Here is a 15,809-nt window from a genome sequence, read left to right on the forward strand (position 1 = left end):
ATCAACCGCCTATTTCGGCAGATTGCCGAGAAAGGTCTCAATAAAACTGGCAAGCGTTGCAGCGGCGAAGGACAATTCACGGTCCGGCGCAACGCAAAGCTCCATATTCGTGCGCACGCCCTTTGTGCCGCTGAGCGGGATTGCGACCATCTGGCCGGACTTGATTTCTCTCATAACAGCAAGGGCTGGCAGTACCGTGGCTGCGGCGCGGTCCAGCACCAGTTCTTTCAGAAGTTCCAGTGAGCTTGCGGTGAAAACCGGGTCTAACGCGATACCGGACTCCGCAAACAGCGCATCGAAGGCCTGCCGTGCGGCAAAGGTTTTTTCCGGCAGGGCTAGAGGCAGATTGGCAAGTTCCTTCAATGAAATCGAAGATTTGGCTGCCAAGGGATGATCTGCGGGAAGGATGACATCATAGCCGATCTCCCGCTTGGCAAGGATTTTCACCTCGGATGTCTTGGGCGCAAACAAGGTGATGGCGATATCGGCCTGCGCGGAGACCAGTGCATCGATGGCCTGACGAGCGCTGGTGATATGTACCTCGAAACGCAGCTTCGGATAGGCTTGGGAAAATTGTGATAACGCCGGTGCCAGCAGGCTGGCGACGGTGGCGCCATTGGCATAGATCGTGGCGCGCCCGCGCTCCAGCCCCTTGAGATCATCGATCAACTGATGAACATGCCCAAGCTCGCGCAGGGTTTTTCCGGCACGTTCCGCCAGAAGCTCTCCCGCTGCGGTCAAGGTCACGCCGCGGCTGGACCGCTCCACCAACGGCGTGCCGAAATAGTCCTCCAGATTTTCGATCTGGCGGCTGACGGCGGTGGGCGCAACATTGAGATTTTCCGCCGCCGCCCGCATGGAACTGGTGCGGACAAGCTCATCGAAATACATCAATGCGCGTAGATTCATGGTGACGGTGCCCCCTCATTCCTGTGCCTGTCACAGGAATCTAGTCAGCCCAAGTCTTTGGGCTGAAAGAACTCTTTCGCCGCGCAGACGCGCGGCACTGGATTCCTGTGACGAGCACAGGAATGAGGGGAGTATGTAACAGCGTCCTCACCCTATCTCAATCGCGGACAAATCCCTCACTTGCCACCAGCAACTGCCGCGTATAATCCGCTTCAAATTTCCGGCTTTCCAGCGCTTCCACATCCAGCATCTCCACCACCTTGCCGCTTTTCATCACGGCCAGACGGTCGCACATGTGGCTGATGACGCCGAGGTCGTGGCTGACCATGAGGAAGGTGAGGTTTCGGTCATGCCGAGCCTGTTCCAACAAATTGAGGATTTCGGCCTGAATGGAGGCGTCGAGCGCCGATGTGGGCTCATCAAGCAGCAGGATTTTCGGCTCGAGGATCAGCGCGCGGGCAATAGCGATGCGCTGGCGCTGGCCGCCCGAGAGTTGGTGCGAATAGCGGAAACGGAAGCCGGTTCCAAGGCCGACCTCATCCAGCGCGCGGGTGATGCGGCCTTCCTTGTCATCCAGCCCATGGATCGTCAGAGGCTCCAGCAGCAGCGCATCCACCGTCTGGCGCGGGTGCAGCGAGCCATATGGGTCCTGAAACACCATCTGCACATCGCGGTAGAAGCTCTTTTCGCGGAACTTGCTCTTGTAGGTCCGCCCCTCGACCATGAGGCTGCCCTCATCGAAGTGGTTGAGACCGGCAATGGCGCGCAAAAGCGTGGATTTGCCCGAGCCGGACTCACCGACCAGACCGAAGGATTCGCCTTGGGCAACATCGATGCTGACACCATCGAGCGCGATATGGCCATCGAAATCCACGACCATGTCTTTGACGGAAAGAACTGTGGTCATGCGCGCCACTCCGGCTTGCGGTCGAGAACCGGCAGCGGATGCCTGTTATCGCCAATTTTCGGCAGGCAGTTGAGCAGCCCGCGCGTATAGGGGTGCTGGGCATTGTCCAGATTGGAGGCCTGAAGCTCCTCCACCACACGGCCCGCATACATGACGATGACACGGTCGCAGAAGGAGGAAACCAGCCGCAAATCATGCGAGATAAAGATGAGGCCCATGCCGCGGTCGCGTACCAGCTTGTCAAGAATACCAAGGACTTCGAGCTGTACCGTGACATCCAGCGCCGATGTCGGTTCGTCGGCAATCAGCAATTCCGGGCCGCAGACCAGCATCATGGCGATCATGACGCGCTGGCCCATCCCGCCGGAGACTTCGTGCGGATAAAGCCCGTAGACACGTTCCGGCTCGCGGATCTGCACGGCCTCCAGCATATCGAGCGCCCGCTGTTTGGCCGCCGATGTGCTGATGCGCTCATGCGTCTGCAAGGTTTCCACGATCTGGCGACCGATGGGCATGACCGGGTTCAGCGAATATTTCGGGTCCTGCAGGATCATGCCGATGCGCTTGCCGCGAATGCTGCGGCGTTGCTTGGGCGATGCCTTGAGCAGATCGATATCACCGAAACGCAACGCATCCGCCTCGATTTTGGCAGAAGATGGCGTCAGCCCCATGATGGCGCGACCGGTCTGCGATTTGCCGGAGCCGGATTCGCCGACGATGCCCAAGCGCTCCTTGCCCAGTGTGAAGGACACACCGCGCACCGCTTCCACCAGCCCGGTGCGGGTGGGAAAGCTGACGCGCAGGTTTTCGACGGTGAGAAGCGGCGCACTCATTGGCCAGCCTCCTTCGGGTCCAGCGCATCACGCAGACCATCACCCAGCAGGTTGAAGCCCAGACTGACGATGAGAATGGCGATGCCCGGCATGGCCGCAACCCACCATTGGTCGAGAATGAAACGGCGACCGGATGCGATCATCGCGCCCCACTCCGGCAGCGGCGGCTGTGCGCCAAGACCGAGGAAACCGAGACCGGCAGCCGTCAGAATAATGCCCGCCATATCCAGCGTTACACGCACGATGAGCGAGGACATGCAGAGCGGCATGACGTGTTTCAGCACGATGCGCCACGGCGACGCGCCCATCAATTGCACCGCCGCGATGAAATCGGAATGTCGGAAGGTCATGGTTTCGGCGCGCGCAATACGGGCATAGGGCGGCCATGAGGTGATGGCGATGGCCAGCACCGCATTTTCGATGCCCGGTCCCAGAGCCGCAACCAGTGCCAGCGCCAGAACCAGTTTCGGGAACGCCAGGAAGATATCGGTGATGCGCATCAAAACGGCATCCACCCAGCCACCGGCATAACCGGCAACCGTGCCGACGATGAGGCCAACGGGGGCGGCGATGATGGCAACCAGCAGAACCACGAACAGCGTCAGCCGCGAACCGTGGATGAGGCGAGAGAGAATATCGCGGCCCTGATCATCCGTGCCGAGAAGGTAGCCTGCGCTACCGGGCGGCAGCAGGCGGGCATTGCGCAAATCGCCCTGCACGGCAGAATGCGGGGCCAGCACATCGGCGAAGATGGCAACCAGCACCAGTGCGAGAATAATGCCGAGACCGGCGAGCGCCAGCCGGTTTTCCGAAAACCGCCGCCAGATGACATAGGCGCGGCCAAGCCGGGCCTGTCCGCGTGATGCGGGCCGGTCAGACAGCAGCCATTCGCGGCTATAGGGTTTCAATGGTGTCGAAGCTGTCGTCATCGGCTGCGCGTCCTTGGATCGAGCGTCCGGTAGAGCAGATCGGACAGGAGATTGATGCTGATGAAAACAGCGCCAATCACGATGGTGCCGCCGAGAACGGCGTTCATATCCGCATTCTGCAAGGAATTGGTGATGTAAAGGCCAAGCCCCGGCCAGGAGAAGATGGTTTCCGTCAAGACGGAGCCTTCCAGCAAACCGGCATAGGACAGCACGATGACCGTCAACAGCGGCACGGCGGCATTGCGCAGGGCGTGAAACCAGATGATGCGGGTTTCCGACAGGCCCTTGGCACGGGCGGCAACAATGTACTCCTGGGACAGTTCATTGAGCATGAAGGAACGTGTCATGCGACTGATATAGGCCAGCGAAAAATAGCCAAGCAGACCAGCGGGCAGAATGATGTGGCGGAAGAGATCCCACAGCACATCCCATTGCCCCTGCCAGAAGGCATCCAGCAGGTAAAAGCCGGTGACGGGCGTAAAGGTGAATTCGTAAGTGATATCCATGCGGCCGGGATAAGCGACCCAGTTCAACTTGGCGTAAAACACCAAGAGCGCCAACAGGCCGAGCCAGAAGATCGGCACGGAATAACCGACGAGACCGATGATGCGCACGATCTGGTCGATGATGCTACCACGCTTGACGGCGGCGAGAACGCCAAGCGGAATGCCGAAGACAGCACCGATCAGCGTGCCGATAGTGGCCAATTCGATGGTGGCTGGAAAGAAGCGCTTGATATCCTCAAAGACCGGATTGGTCGTCAGCACGGAGTTGCCAAAATTCCCCGAAAGCGCCTGTTTGATATAGATAAAAAACTGCTCCCAGAGCGGCAGATTGAGGCCGAGCTCCTCGCGTACGCGCTCCACCACATGGGCAGGCGCGCGGTCTCCCACGATCGCCAAGGCGGGATCGATGGGGATGACGCGGCCGATGAAAAATGTAACCGCCATCAAACCCAAAAAGGTGGTGAGAACGGTAACGATGAAGCCAAGAATGGCAAGAAGGCGCGTATTGGCGCGGCTTTTCTTGCCGCGCCGTGGCCTTGGTGATGTCTCAACGATGCTCAATGGACCAATCCTGCCGGATTACTCCTTCGAGACCGGGAAGACATAGTTGGTGTCGAAGCTTGGTCCAAGCTTCAGACCTTTGACCTTGTTGGAGAAACCGGCAATTTCCGTTTTCTGTTCGATGACCACGAACGGGCCGCTTTCCAGAACCTTTTTCTGAAGGTCCTGATACAGGGCAGCGCGCTTGGCGTTGTCCTTCTCCAGAAGCGCTGCCTGTGTCTGCTTCGTCAACTCAGGAACGTCCCAGGCATTGCGCCATGCCAGCGTCTTGTTCTTGCCTGCATCGGAATTGTCGTAATTGATGGTGAAGGTTTCAGCGTTCGAGTTCGGGTCGAAATAGTCCGAGCCCCAGTCACCAATGTAGATGTCATGCTGGCGGGCGCGATATTTCGTCAGCGTCTGCTTGCCATCGCCGGGAATGATTTCCAGCTTGATACCGGCCTGCGCCAAAGTCTGCTGAATATTCTCCGCAATGCCCGTGACCGGCTGGGTGTTGCGCACATCCATAGTGACGGTGAAGCCATCCTTCAGACCCGCCTTTGCCAGCAATTCCTTGGCCTTGGCGACATCCAGCTTGAAGGGGTTTTCATCAAGCGCACCCAGCTGGCCCTTTGGCAGGAAGGTCTGGTGTACCTCGCCAATGCCCTTGATGATTGTGGCGCCTATGCCTTCGTAATCGATGAGATATTTGAAGGCTTCGACGACCTCAGGCTTTTTCAGATATTCGTTCTTCTGGTTCAGGCCGAGGTAATAGACCGTGCCTTTAGGCGCGGAGATGACAGTGAAGCCATCCTTCTTGGAAACGGATTCCATATCGCCGGGCTCAAGATTACGCGCCACATCGATATCGCCATTTTCCAGCGCCAGACGCTGACCGGAGCTTTCCTTCATGTGGCGATAGATGACGCGCTTCAGTTTTGGCTTCTCGGCATAATAGTTCGGGTTGGCTTCCAGAATAACCGCTTCATTGGCCTTCCAGCCAAGGATTTTGTAGGGGCCGGAACCGGCATATCCGGTCTTCAGGAACTCGTTGCCGAAATCGGTTTCATATTTGTAATCGGCACTTGGCGTAACGGCCTTGGCCTTTTCCATCACCAGCTTCTTGTCCACAACGGAGGCAACGGTTGCCGTCAGAACGTTGAGAACGAAGCTGGGTGCATAGGCTTTGTCGACCGTCAGAACGAACGTGTTGGCATCCGTAGCCTTGGCCTTTTCGGTAACATTGTCACCCTTGAGACCGAACTGATTGAGCAGGAATGCCGGGTTCTTGTCGAGCTTGACGGCCCGCTCCATGGAGAAGGCCACATCGTCTGCCGTCACGGGATTGCCAGAGGCGAATTTGAGGCCCTGCTTCAGCTTGAACGTATAGGTCAGGCCATCATCCGATGTCGTCCAGCTCTCGGCCAGATCGCCCTTCACCTTGGACGTGTCGGTGATGTCGATGGAGACGAGCTTGCTATAGGTATTGCCGGTGACCTCGGCCGTCGTGATCTCGAACGCCTCGCCCGGATCGAGCGTGATGATGTCATCGATGGCGAAACCTTCGACCAGCGTATCGGCGGGCGTTGCCGCAAAGGCCTGTGGTGCGAGAGAGAGCATCGAAAGGGCCACGCTGGTGGCGAGGATGCGGGCGGCTTTGTTGAGCGATTTGTTCATCGTCTTCCCCTGTTTTTATCTCGGTTTATACTCGGTCTCAGGCCGGTTCGTGCCATGCCTGAGCCAAAACGCGCAGCCAGTTTTCCCGGCAAATTTTAGCAAGGTCTTGATCAGCGTAGCCCGCAGATTTGAGCGCCGCAACAAGATTATTGTTGCCCTTAGCATCGCGGATTTCCGCCGGTATCGTCGCGCCATCGAAGTCCGAACCCAACGCCACGCAATCGATGCCCATACGCTCGACCATGTAATCGATATGCTGCACCATCAGTGAAAGCGGCGTGTTGGCGTCATCGCGCGCATCCGGGCGCAGCATGGTGACGGCATAGTTGAGACCGACCAGTCCGTTGCTGTCCTTGATGGCGTCCATCTGCTTATCCGTGAGATTGCGGGCGACGGGCGTCAAAACGTGAGCATTGGAATGGCTGGCGATCAAAGGCTGGTCGGTGGTCTTTGCCACATCCCAGAAGCCTTTTTCAGTGATGTGGGCGAGATCGATGAGAATGCCGAGCTGGTTGCAGCGTTTCACCAGCTCGAAACCGGCATCGGTCAGGCCGGGTGCCGTGTCCGGCGACATGGGATAGGCGAAGGGCACGCCGTGGCCGAAAATATTGTGGCGGCTCCAGACCGGGCCGAGCGAGCGCAAACCTGCGGCATAAAATACATCCAGCGCATCGAGATCGGCAGCAATCGCCTCGCAGCCTTCCATATGCAGCACGGCGGCAAACACGCCGTCGGCTATGGCCTTGCGGATTTCTGTAGTCGAGCGGCAGAGCTTCCAGCCGCCAGCCTGATCCAGCCGCAGCGCAATGGCGGCTTTTTCCAGCGCGATATCGAGGGATGGCTGGCGCTCCAGCGGGGCGGCAAGCGGGGTGACGTAATGCCCTGACGCATCGGGCTCCTGAAGGATTAGATCACCGGAGGGAATATAGATGGCGCAGATGCCGCCAGCCAGACCGCCAGCCTTGGCGCGCGGGGCATCGATATGGCCTTCCCATGTGCCCTGCATGAACTCAGCAACCGGATCGCCTCCCCTCTTGCTGTTACGCCACAGGCGGAGAAGAACATCGTTGTGACCATCGAAGACCAGTTGCATGCAGGAAATTCCAAAAGGCGGGGCATTGAGATAAGGCGTTGAAAACCATGGGCTTGGCAGACGCCGGAATGTTACCGCGCGAGAATGGCGCTGAGATCGCCGCCACCCCTTATTTCTGTCATCACTAATCCTAGGCCGATCTTTCCCGGCTTCGCAAGTCAGAAAATGTGCAGGATTAAAAAATGACCACAAGGCGCCTACCGGCGATTGATCGCCATCAATACTGCCAACCTTCGCCTGCCTTTTTCAGCATCGGTGTACTGAAAACGCCGTTCACCTTGTCCGGCCATTGCGCGCCGAAATCCGCCAGCCTTTCGCGCCATCTGTCCGATTGCAGCATGGCGGCACCGATGACGACCGGCTCGATGTTGGAGGCAACGAGAAGTGACAGGCCTGCAATAATCGAGGTGCCGCTGGAAATCACATCATCCACCAGCGCAACCCGCCTGCCCTCCAGAAGCGGTAACATGCGCGGGTCGATATAAAGCCGCTTCTGCTGCTGCGTGGTGATGGACGACATGGGTACGGACAGCTCATCCAGATACCAGAATTTGCGCGAGGTTCCGAGCGGCACATACCGGCTGTGGCCGAGGCGACGCGCGACTTCTGCCGCCAGCGTCAGGCCCAGCGTCGGCAGGCCGACAATGACATCTATGTCAAAGGTTTCAAGCTTTACCGCCAAATCATCTGCCAGCGCTTCCACCACAGCAAAGGACGCCTGATTGACGATGAGCGATGCGAGCGCATGTTCGCCATCGGCCAGCGGACGGATCGGCAGGCGCAACTGTCTGCCATCATCGAGCGTGACGGGGAAGAAGCCAGAATGCGGACCGGCGAGATCGAAGCTGCCGGGCGCATGGATTTCCTGCCAGAACTCGTGCGGCTTCATAACCATTCCTTTCGCGGCGATATTATTTCGGTTTTACCAGTGAGTTCCTATTAATTTTAAGGGGCTTCTGCACTAGAAAAAGACGACCACTTGCCATCAAAGGATATGCCGCATGACACCGCTGAACCGGATTGCAGAAGACCTGCCATTTCTAACCGCTTTGCGGCACGATCTGCATGCCAACCCGGAACTGGGCTTCGAGGAGGTGCGAACCAGCGCTCTGGTCGCCGATCTGCTGGAAGATGCAGGCCTAACGGTCCATCGCGGACTGGGCAAAACCGGTCTTGTCGGTACGCTTCAGGTGGGGAATGGCACACGCCGCATCGGCCTTCGTGCCGATATGGATGCGCTCGCCATGCCTGAACTTGCAGAGCGACCCTATAAATCGACGGTTCCGGGCAAGATGCACGCTTGCGGCCATGACGGACATACGGTGATGCTTTTGGGTGCCGCCCGGCATCTGGCCGAGACCCGCAATTTTTCCGGCACCGTTCACTTCATCTTCCAGCCTGCCGAAGAGGGACGTGGCGGCGCGAAACAGATGGTGGAGGACGGACTGTTCGATCTCTTCCCCTGCGATGCGGTCTACGGGCTGCACAACATGCCGGGGCTGGATGTGGACGAGATTGCCGTGGTCGAGGGGCCGCAACTGGCGTCCTCCGATAGCTGGCGCGTCACGTTCAAGGGTATCGGCACCCACGGCGCAAAGCCGCATCTGGGGCGCGACCCGATCACGGCGGCGGGCAGCTTTCTGGCAGCGCTGCAAAGCATCGTCGGGCGCGTGATCGACCCACTGCAACCAGCTGTCGTCAGCGCCTGTTCGGTGCAGGCGGGTGATCCGAAAGCGCTGAACGTCATCCCCGATATCGTCGAAATCGGCGGCACGGCACGGGCCTATTCGGCCCATGTCCGCGACCAGTTGGAAGACGAAATCGGCAGGTTGGCCCACGGCACCGCTGCCATGTTCGGCATCGAGGTGATTTACGACTTCATCCGCCGCATTCCGCCCGTGATCAATGATGCAGATGCGACGCGCCGGGCACTCAAAGCGGCACAAAGCGTCTTCGGCGAAAAGGTCAGAACCACCTTCCCACCCTCAACGGCTGGCGACGATTTCTCGTTCTTTGCGGGTAAGGCTCCCGGCTGTTACGTCTGGCTCGGCAATGGCCCAGCGGTTGACGGCGCGCTGCACCACAATACGTCCTATGATTTCAACGATGATGCGATTGCGTCGGGTGTGGCCTTCTGGACGACGCTGGTGGAGCAGGAACTGGCGGGGGAGTGAAACCGAAAGGACATCAGCACACGATTACATCCAGATATTCCGGAGAGGCGAGATTCAGAATGACCGCGTCGCGTGTAATAATGGAAAGTTTTCTGACCCGCGCGGTGGCGATCAAATAGCAATCTCCAGGGTCCTTATGACCGGTGTCCATGACCACAGCAGCTGCTTCGCAGGCAATCTTCTGTTTGATAGGGACAATTTTTGCACCGGTGGCGGCTACCGCTTCAGAAAACCATTTCGAGGGTGGTTTGGCTCCAAGATTCGGCGGGTCTCTATGAACTGGTTTGCGGGATGCGATCGTAAGTTCCCAAGCAGTAATCGGAGACACATACAACGTTCCCGCCACCTGATTTTCAGAGATTGCAATAAGAGCTTCTTCTGAAAGGGAATCGGCTGATGTTATCAACCAGTACAGAGCATGAGTGTCGAGCAATGCCCCGGACAATACTCAACACTCTCACATTGGCTTTTGTGACTTAGACGAGCTTCTCCGCAGAGCTTGTTCTGCAATAGGCTTCGTCAGATCGACGTTTTTTTTAAGAGGGAGCTGCGAAGACTTCATCGCATTTGCGCCGCGCACTTCCACGAAGCGCCCGCTACTTGAATCGCGGACGACCCATTTTCCGGTCGTTTCTTGTTTAAGCTCTGCCTTACTCATAGGCTTAATATAGCGCTTCATTATCACGAACGCGAGTAAATTTAATCATGGGCACAAAACGGTTGCACCTATCATTCTATGATCTTAATCACCGGCGTTTCCATCACCCTGCCCGTCAGCACATCGGCAATACCCATATCTGTCTGATGCGGACCGATATTGCAGGCGAGTGTCGCGCCGAAGCAGGCTTTGAAGACCAGGTAAGGCGGTTGCCATTCCACGATCTGGCCGACGGCATCGCGCACGGCTTCAAAGCCGGATGCGACATCTTCCAAACCTGCGTCCGAGACGAGGCCGGAGAGCGGTAGTGGCAACAGCGCCGTGACCTTGCCGCCGGATGCAACGGCCATGCCGCCGCCTGATTTGATGACGGCGTTTGCGGCAATCGCCATATCATCCGCATTGCCGCCGAACACTGTGAGATTATGGCTGTCATGCGCGACTGTGGTGGCGAAAGCGCCGTCCCATTTGCCCCAGCCAGTGAGGAAACCGGTGCGGGTGACGGGATCGGCCTTGCCGTGGCGGTGGGTGACGGAAATCATGGTTGCGCCCTCCGGCGGCACCACGAAACCGTTTTCCACGGCAGCGTCCGCCTCGCCCCACTGGGTGAAGCGCGGCTTGTCGATGGTGGCGAGTTTTACTTTTTTGCCTTCAGACTTCACTTTAAAATCTGAGGGGGCGCGAGGCGTGAGCTTGACCGAATTCTGTAGCGGTGCGGCATCCATCTCGGTCAACTCGACCAGCATCTTGCCGCCTTCAGCAACCGGCGTACCGCTGGCCAGCACATGGCGTGGGGCAAAGTGCGAAAGGTCTTCGAAGATCGCGATATCGGCCCGGCGACCGGCGGCGATGAGGCCGAGATCGTTGCGGGCAAGGCGCATGGCCGCATTCAGCGTGGCAGCGCGCAGGGCCCATTCGGGCTTCAGGCCATAGGCCACGAGGCGCCGCACCACATCATCGAGACCGCCCTTTTTCAGGAGATCGTCGGGGAACACATCGTCGGTGCAGAGTGTCAGCGTTTGCGGCAGATGGCCGAGCCCGTTCAAGGCTTCCACGAACTCCGGCAGGAGATGGTCGTGCGAACCGCGCAGCTCTATCGTCAGCCCTGCCCGCAGTTTTGCCATGAGATCGGCAGCGGATGTAAGCTCATGGTCAGACGTGATGCCCGCCGCCATGAAGGCGTTGAGATCGGCACCTTCAAGACCGCGAGCATGGCCGCAGATGAGCTTGTCGGAAAACAGGCCTTCCTGAAGAATGGCGCTCATGCGCGGATCACGCTCGATGACGCCGCGCATATTCATGACTTCGGCGACACCGCCGACCTCTGGCCAGAACAGCATTTCTGCCATGGCCGAAGCGTCGAAATCTCCACCCGCACGCTCCAGCCCCGGCGCAGATGGCACGGAGGACGGTGCAAGCATGATGGCCCGCAGCGGCAGGCCCTTGGCTGCGCGTGCGGCCCAGCAGACACCATCGATGCCGTGGACATTGCCGAATTCATGCGGGTCCCAGAGAATGGTGGTGACGCCGCGCGCAACGACGGCCTTGGCGTAGGCCGCAGGGGTGATCATCGAGCTTTCGATATGCATATGCATGTCGATAAGCCCCGGCGAGACATAGGCGCCCGTGGCATCGAGAATGCGCGTTGCATCCTTGCGTGACCCGGCCTCGTGAACACTGGCAATCAGCGGGCCGACGATGCCGATATCGGCTAGCCGAAGTTCACCCGTCACGACATCGACCAGCGTTCCGCCGCTGATCAAGATGTCGAAAGGCTGATCTCCGCGTGCGGCGGCAACCGCGTGGGCGCGCAACGTATCGTCATTCATTCCGTCGCGATCGACGATAATGGTCTGCTCTTTCATCGGCTGGCCTCCAGACGTAGGGCATCGAGAATGATGGTTTTGGCACGCGCAGCATCAACCGTTTCGGCAAATTGCGCATTGAATTTTGACGCATGGGCGGCACGCGCTTCGACCACGGTGCGGCCACGCGTCAGCGTGCCGTGAAGTTCGACATCGATGCGGGCTTTTTTCCAGCCGATGCAATCCGGGGCGACGAGGGCGACGGCAGCACAGGGATCGTAAAGCGCCATGGCATCACGCCCACGACTGGTAGCGATATTGATGAAGCCTTCCAGCATATCGGCGATCAAACCGGCATTCTTGCCGCCAGCGACGCGAATGGGTGCAACGTCGAAAAGCGCAGCCGTCACCTTGCGGCAGAGATCGAGATCGACCATGCGCAATGGCAGTTCGTGGGCAATGACGATGGCCAATGCTTCAGGATCAGCAAAGGCGTTGAACTCCGCAGATGCGGTGTGGTTTCCGGCTGTTACGCCTCCGCCCATCCATGTCAGGTCTGTGATGCGGGCGGCAAGATCGGGCCGCGCGAGGCAGAGGGCGGCGATGTTGGTAAGGGGCCCAAGCGCCAGAACAGGCTTTTCGCCGTCACCCTCCGCCAGCCACGCGCAGAGCGCGTCGAACGCCTCGCTTTTCGGCAACTCCCCAGCATCGGGTAAGCTCAAACCGATGGTGGGAATGCCGGTATCGCCGAGGATCGTCTGTGCGGTTTCAAGCCTCCCCAGAACCGGGTTTTCTCGCCCCGTGTGGATGGGAAATGTCCAGCCGAAGGCAGCGGCGGCACCTGCCGCATTGCGGCACACCTGTGCCAGCGGTGCATTGCCGAAGACCAGCGAGAGGCCATCGATCTCAAGCCCGTGCGCCGTTGCCACCATGATGGCGGCAATGTCATCAAACCCCATATCGGTATCGATCCAGATGCCCATGATCAGCTGAACACCTTGAGGCTGGCGGCTTTTTCCACCGGCAGATCGAAGGCAAGGGGCGTTCCGATGTCATGCGCCGGCAGGGCGGCGTCAACTTCGGCCTTGATGGGCCCGAGCGGTGTGTCCAAAAGATATTCGCGGCTGTTGCCCGCAAAAGACGTGCCGCGCACGGTGCCCTCGAAAGGTCCTGAACCGAGGGTGACCATGCGCGGCCTCCATGCCAGTCCCGCCGTACTCGGAACCTGGCCAGAAAGGGGGATGCTTCCGTTATCAGTCTTGAGCAATCCACCCTCTAGACGAAAGATGTTTTCGAAGCCGACGAAGTCAGCCACGAAGGACGAGACAGGTGCGTTATAGATGTCTTCCGGCGTGCCGATCTGCTCGATGGCACCGCTTTTCATCACGACGATACGGTCGGCCAGCGCCAAGGCCTCGACCTGATCATGCGTGACGAAAATCATGGTGACGCCGGTGGCTTTTTGCACGCGCTGAAGCTCCGTGCGCATTTCCAGCCGCAGCCGTGCATCGAGATTCGACAGTGGTTCGTCCAGCAGCAGAACCTTGGGGTCCATGACCATGGAACGGGCCAGCGCCACGCGCTGCTGCTGGCCGCCGGAGAGCTCCGCCGGTTTGCGAGAGGCGAAGGCTGACAGGCCAACGGATTTCAGGCCGGATGCGACTTTCTCATCCAGCGGCGCACCCTTCATGCCCTTCAGCTTCAGACCGAAGGCGACATTCTCATAAACCGTCAAATGCGGAAACAGCGCGTAGGACTGGAACACAAGTCCCACCGCCCGCTTGTTGGCGGAAACGCGGGTGATATCGGCACCATCAAGATCGATCCGGCCGCCAGCCACAGGCATCAGCCCCGCAATGGCGCGCATCGTCGTGGTCTTGCCGCAGCCGGATGGGCCGAGCAGTGCCAGCAGTTCTCCCTTGCGGATATCGAGGTTCAGGTCCTTGACCGCAATGGAATTGCCATAGGCCAGCGACAGGTTCTGGAGCGAGAGATAATTTGCATCAGACATAACGGGAGAACCCCAGAAAACGTTCGGCCATGAAAACAATGCCGATGGACAGGAAGGCGAGCAGCGAAGACAGGGCTGCCACGGATGGGTCGAAGACGATTTCCATATAACCCAGCATATCGATGGGCAGAGTGCGCACGCCGGGACCGGACAGGAACAGCGACACCGGCACCTGATTGAAGCTGGTCACGAAGCCCAGAATGAAGGCCGAGAGAATGCCGCCCCTGATATTCGGCAGCACGACACGGAAGAATGCGCCCAGCCGAGACGAACCGAGCAGGACCGCTGCTTCCTCGATATCCGAGCGCAGATTGGTGAGGCTGGCCGAGACGACGCGCACCGCATAGGGCAGGATGAGCGCCGTATGCGCCAGAAACAGTGCCAGCGTGATGCCGATGCCGAAGGGCACGACGAAATAGCGCAGGAGCGCGAGACCTACGATAATGCCGGGAACGATGATCGGGGCCGAGACGATGGTGCGGATGGTTTCCGAAAAGGGCAGCTTGTAGCGCGACATGGCATAGGCGGCTGGAATGCCAAGGATGAGCGCTGCGAATGTGCCGCCGATAGCCAGAAACATCGACATGGCAAAGCTTTCACGGAAACTTTCGACCGTGAAGACCTTGGCGATCCATTTCAGCGAAAAGCCCTGCGGCGGAAAGGCCAGCGTATCGCCCGCCGAAAAGGAGGCCGCGACGATGATAAGGAACGGGCCGATCAGAAAGCCGATGACCAGCGCGAGCGTGAGCGGAATGAAGAGATGCCGGGTCATTTCTTGTTCCTTGCCGTGGCGATGCGCTTGAGCAGGATATTGGCCGCAAAGCTCATGACGATCAGAATGAAGGCGATGACGCTGGCCGCGACGAAATTGTTGGAGACCGTCACCTGCTGGTAGAGCAGCGTTTCCAGCATCAGCACCTTGGAGCCGCCGAGAATAGCCGGCGTGATATAGGCCGTCAGCGAACCGGTGAAGACCAGCGTGCCTCCGACGACGAGACCTTCCTTGGTCAGCGGCAGAATGACCTTCCAGAACACCTGCAACCAGTTGGCACCGAGAACCCGAGAGGCGGCGATGACGTCTTTCGGCATGTTTTCCAGCGCGCTGATGAGGGAGATGATCATCAGCGGCAGGAAGAGTTGCAGCAGGCCGATGAAGACGGCGGTTTCAGAAAACAGGATGCGGATCGGCGCATCCGTCAGCCCCACCAGTTTCAGCAACTCGTTGACCATGCCGGTGCGGCCGAGAATGACGATCCAGGCATAGGTGCGGGCCACGGGCGAGATCATCAGCGGCAGAATGACGAGGTTGATCATATGTCCCTTGGAGTTGGCCGGCAGATTGACGATGGCGAAGGCCGCTGCGTAACCGATGATGGCGGAGACCACGGTGACGATGGCCCCGAGCTTCAGCGTGCGCAGGAAAACGGCGCGGTTCAGCGGATCGAAAAAGAAATCCACATAGGCCTGAAAGGTCCAACCATCGGCGGTGCGAAAACCTTCCGACAGCAGAATGAACACGGGCACAAGAAACACCGCCGCCGCAAAGATCGCGGCGGGCAAGGCAAGCGCCAAGGCTTCAGCCCGGTTTTGAAACATGGAGTCTTCTCCGGTGTTGACATGTCTCCGCCTGCGTACAGATGGAGGGTTTTGTTATTGAGCGTTGGTAGGTGCCAGCCCCCCTCTGCCCTGCCGGGCATCTCCCCCACAGGTGGGGAGATTGGCTGGGCGTAAAGCTCGGCACTCCATCAGCAACGCTAGAGATGATCG

General features: G+C 58.9%; 15 protein-coding genes. 1 reads left to right on the forward strand and 14 read right to left on the reverse strand.

Annotation, left to right across the window (positions count from 1 at the left end; genetic code table 11):
• Positions 1 to 9: 9 nt before the first annotated feature.
• The 8 genes from ABUK73_RS14525 to ABUK73_RS14560 form a co-directional block, all read right to left on the reverse strand.
• The gene (locus ABUK73_RS14525) at positions 10 to 909 is read right to left on the reverse strand and encodes a LysR family transcriptional regulator (RefSeq protein WP_353577897.1); all 900 of its coding nucleotides are present in this window, start codon (positions 907 to 909) and stop codon (positions 10 to 12) included.
• Positions 910 to 1,066: 157 nt separating this feature from the next.
• Positions 1,067 to 1,816 (reverse strand): ABC transporter ATP-binding protein, encoded by a 750-nt coding sequence (locus ABUK73_RS14530; RefSeq protein WP_353577898.1) that lies wholly within the window; start codon positions 1,814 to 1,816, stop codon positions 1,067 to 1,069.
• A complete protein-coding gene (locus ABUK73_RS14535; protein ID WP_353577899.1) occupies positions 1,813 to 2,649 on the reverse strand; it encodes an ABC transporter ATP-binding protein in 837 nt (278 codons plus the stop codon). Before ABUK73_RS14535 ends, ABUK73_RS14530 begins: the two co-directional genes overlap by 4 nt.
• The gene (locus tag ABUK73_RS14540) at positions 2,646 to 3,578 is read right to left on the reverse strand and encodes an ABC transporter permease (protein ID WP_077105807.1); all 933 of its coding nucleotides are present in this window, start codon (positions 3,576 to 3,578) and stop codon (positions 2,646 to 2,648) included. The genes ABUK73_RS14535 and ABUK73_RS14540 overlap by 4 nt, the downstream gene beginning before the upstream one ends.
• Positions 3,575 to 4,645: an ABC transporter permease gene (locus ABUK73_RS14545; protein ID WP_353577900.1), complete on the reverse strand. Its 1,071-nt coding sequence runs from the start codon at positions 4,643 to 4,645 to the stop codon at positions 3,575 to 3,577. The genes ABUK73_RS14540 and ABUK73_RS14545 overlap by 4 nt, the downstream gene beginning before the upstream one ends.
• An 18-nt stretch (positions 4,646 to 4,663) precedes the next feature.
• Positions 4,664 to 6,301: an ABC transporter substrate-binding protein gene (locus ABUK73_RS14550; protein ID WP_353577901.1), complete on the reverse strand. Its 1,638-nt coding sequence runs from the start codon at positions 6,299 to 6,301 to the stop codon at positions 4,664 to 4,666.
• A 37-nt stretch (positions 6,302 to 6,338) separates the two neighbouring features.
• Complete coding sequence (locus tag ABUK73_RS14555) at positions 6,339 to 7,394, reverse strand: dipeptidase (protein WP_353577902.1); 1,056 nt, start codon at positions 7,392 to 7,394, stop codon at positions 6,339 to 6,341.
• Between the two features lie 217 nt (positions 7,395 to 7,611).
• Complete coding sequence (locus tag ABUK73_RS14560; RefSeq protein WP_353577903.1) at positions 7,612 to 8,283, reverse strand: phosphoribosyltransferase; 672 nt, start codon at positions 8,281 to 8,283, stop codon at positions 7,612 to 7,614.
• Positions 8,284 to 8,395: 112 nt separating this feature from the next.
• Between ABUK73_RS14560 and ABUK73_RS14565 the strand changes: the two genes are divergently transcribed.
• On the forward strand, positions 8,396 to 9,568 hold the full coding sequence (locus ABUK73_RS14565; RefSeq protein WP_353577904.1) for a M20 aminoacylase family protein: 1,173 nt from the start codon (positions 8,396 to 8,398) through the stop codon (positions 9,566 to 9,568).
• Positions 9,569 to 9,581: 13 nt separating this feature from the next.
• On the opposite strand, the gene ABUK73_RS14570 is transcribed toward ABUK73_RS14565, so the two are convergent.
• The 6 genes from ABUK73_RS14570 to ABUK73_RS14595 all read right to left on the reverse strand — a co-directional run bounded on the left by ABUK73_RS14570 (position 9,582) and on the right by ABUK73_RS14595 (position 15,638).
• Entirely contained in the window at positions 9,582 to 10,013 is a 432-nt protein-coding gene (locus ABUK73_RS14570; protein WP_353577905.1) for a type II toxin-antitoxin system VapC family toxin, read from the reverse strand.
• Between the two features lie 284 nt (positions 10,014 to 10,297).
• A complete protein-coding gene (locus tag ABUK73_RS14575) occupies positions 10,298 to 12,091 on the reverse strand; it encodes an adenine deaminase (protein WP_353577906.1) in 1,794 nt (597 codons plus the stop codon).
• On the reverse strand, positions 12,088 to 13,014 hold the full coding sequence (locus tag ABUK73_RS14580) for a nucleoside hydrolase (protein ID WP_353577907.1): 927 nt from the start codon (positions 13,012 to 13,014) through the stop codon (positions 12,088 to 12,090). Before ABUK73_RS14580 ends, ABUK73_RS14575 begins: the two co-directional genes overlap by 4 nt.
• A gap of 2 nt (positions 13,015 to 13,016) precedes the next feature.
• Entirely contained in the window at positions 13,017 to 14,042 is a 1,026-nt protein-coding gene (locus ABUK73_RS14585; RefSeq protein WP_353577908.1) for an ABC transporter ATP-binding protein, read from the reverse strand.
• Positions 14,035 to 14,814, reverse strand: coding sequence for an ABC transporter permease (locus tag ABUK73_RS14590; protein ID WP_062452229.1), 780 nt, complete (start codon positions 14,812 to 14,814; stop codon positions 14,035 to 14,037). The genes ABUK73_RS14585 and ABUK73_RS14590 overlap by 8 nt, the downstream gene beginning before the upstream one ends.
• A complete protein-coding gene (locus ABUK73_RS14595) occupies positions 14,811 to 15,638 on the reverse strand; it encodes an ABC transporter permease (protein ID WP_284775561.1) in 828 nt (275 codons plus the stop codon). The genes ABUK73_RS14590 and ABUK73_RS14595 overlap by 4 nt, the downstream gene beginning before the upstream one ends.
• Positions 15,639 to 15,809: the final 171 nt, after the last annotated feature.

The sequence above is a fragment of the Agrobacterium vacciniicorymbosi genome (assembly GCF_040427045.1).
Taxonomy (GTDB): domain Bacteria; phylum Pseudomonadota; class Alphaproteobacteria; order Rhizobiales; family Rhizobiaceae; genus Agrobacterium.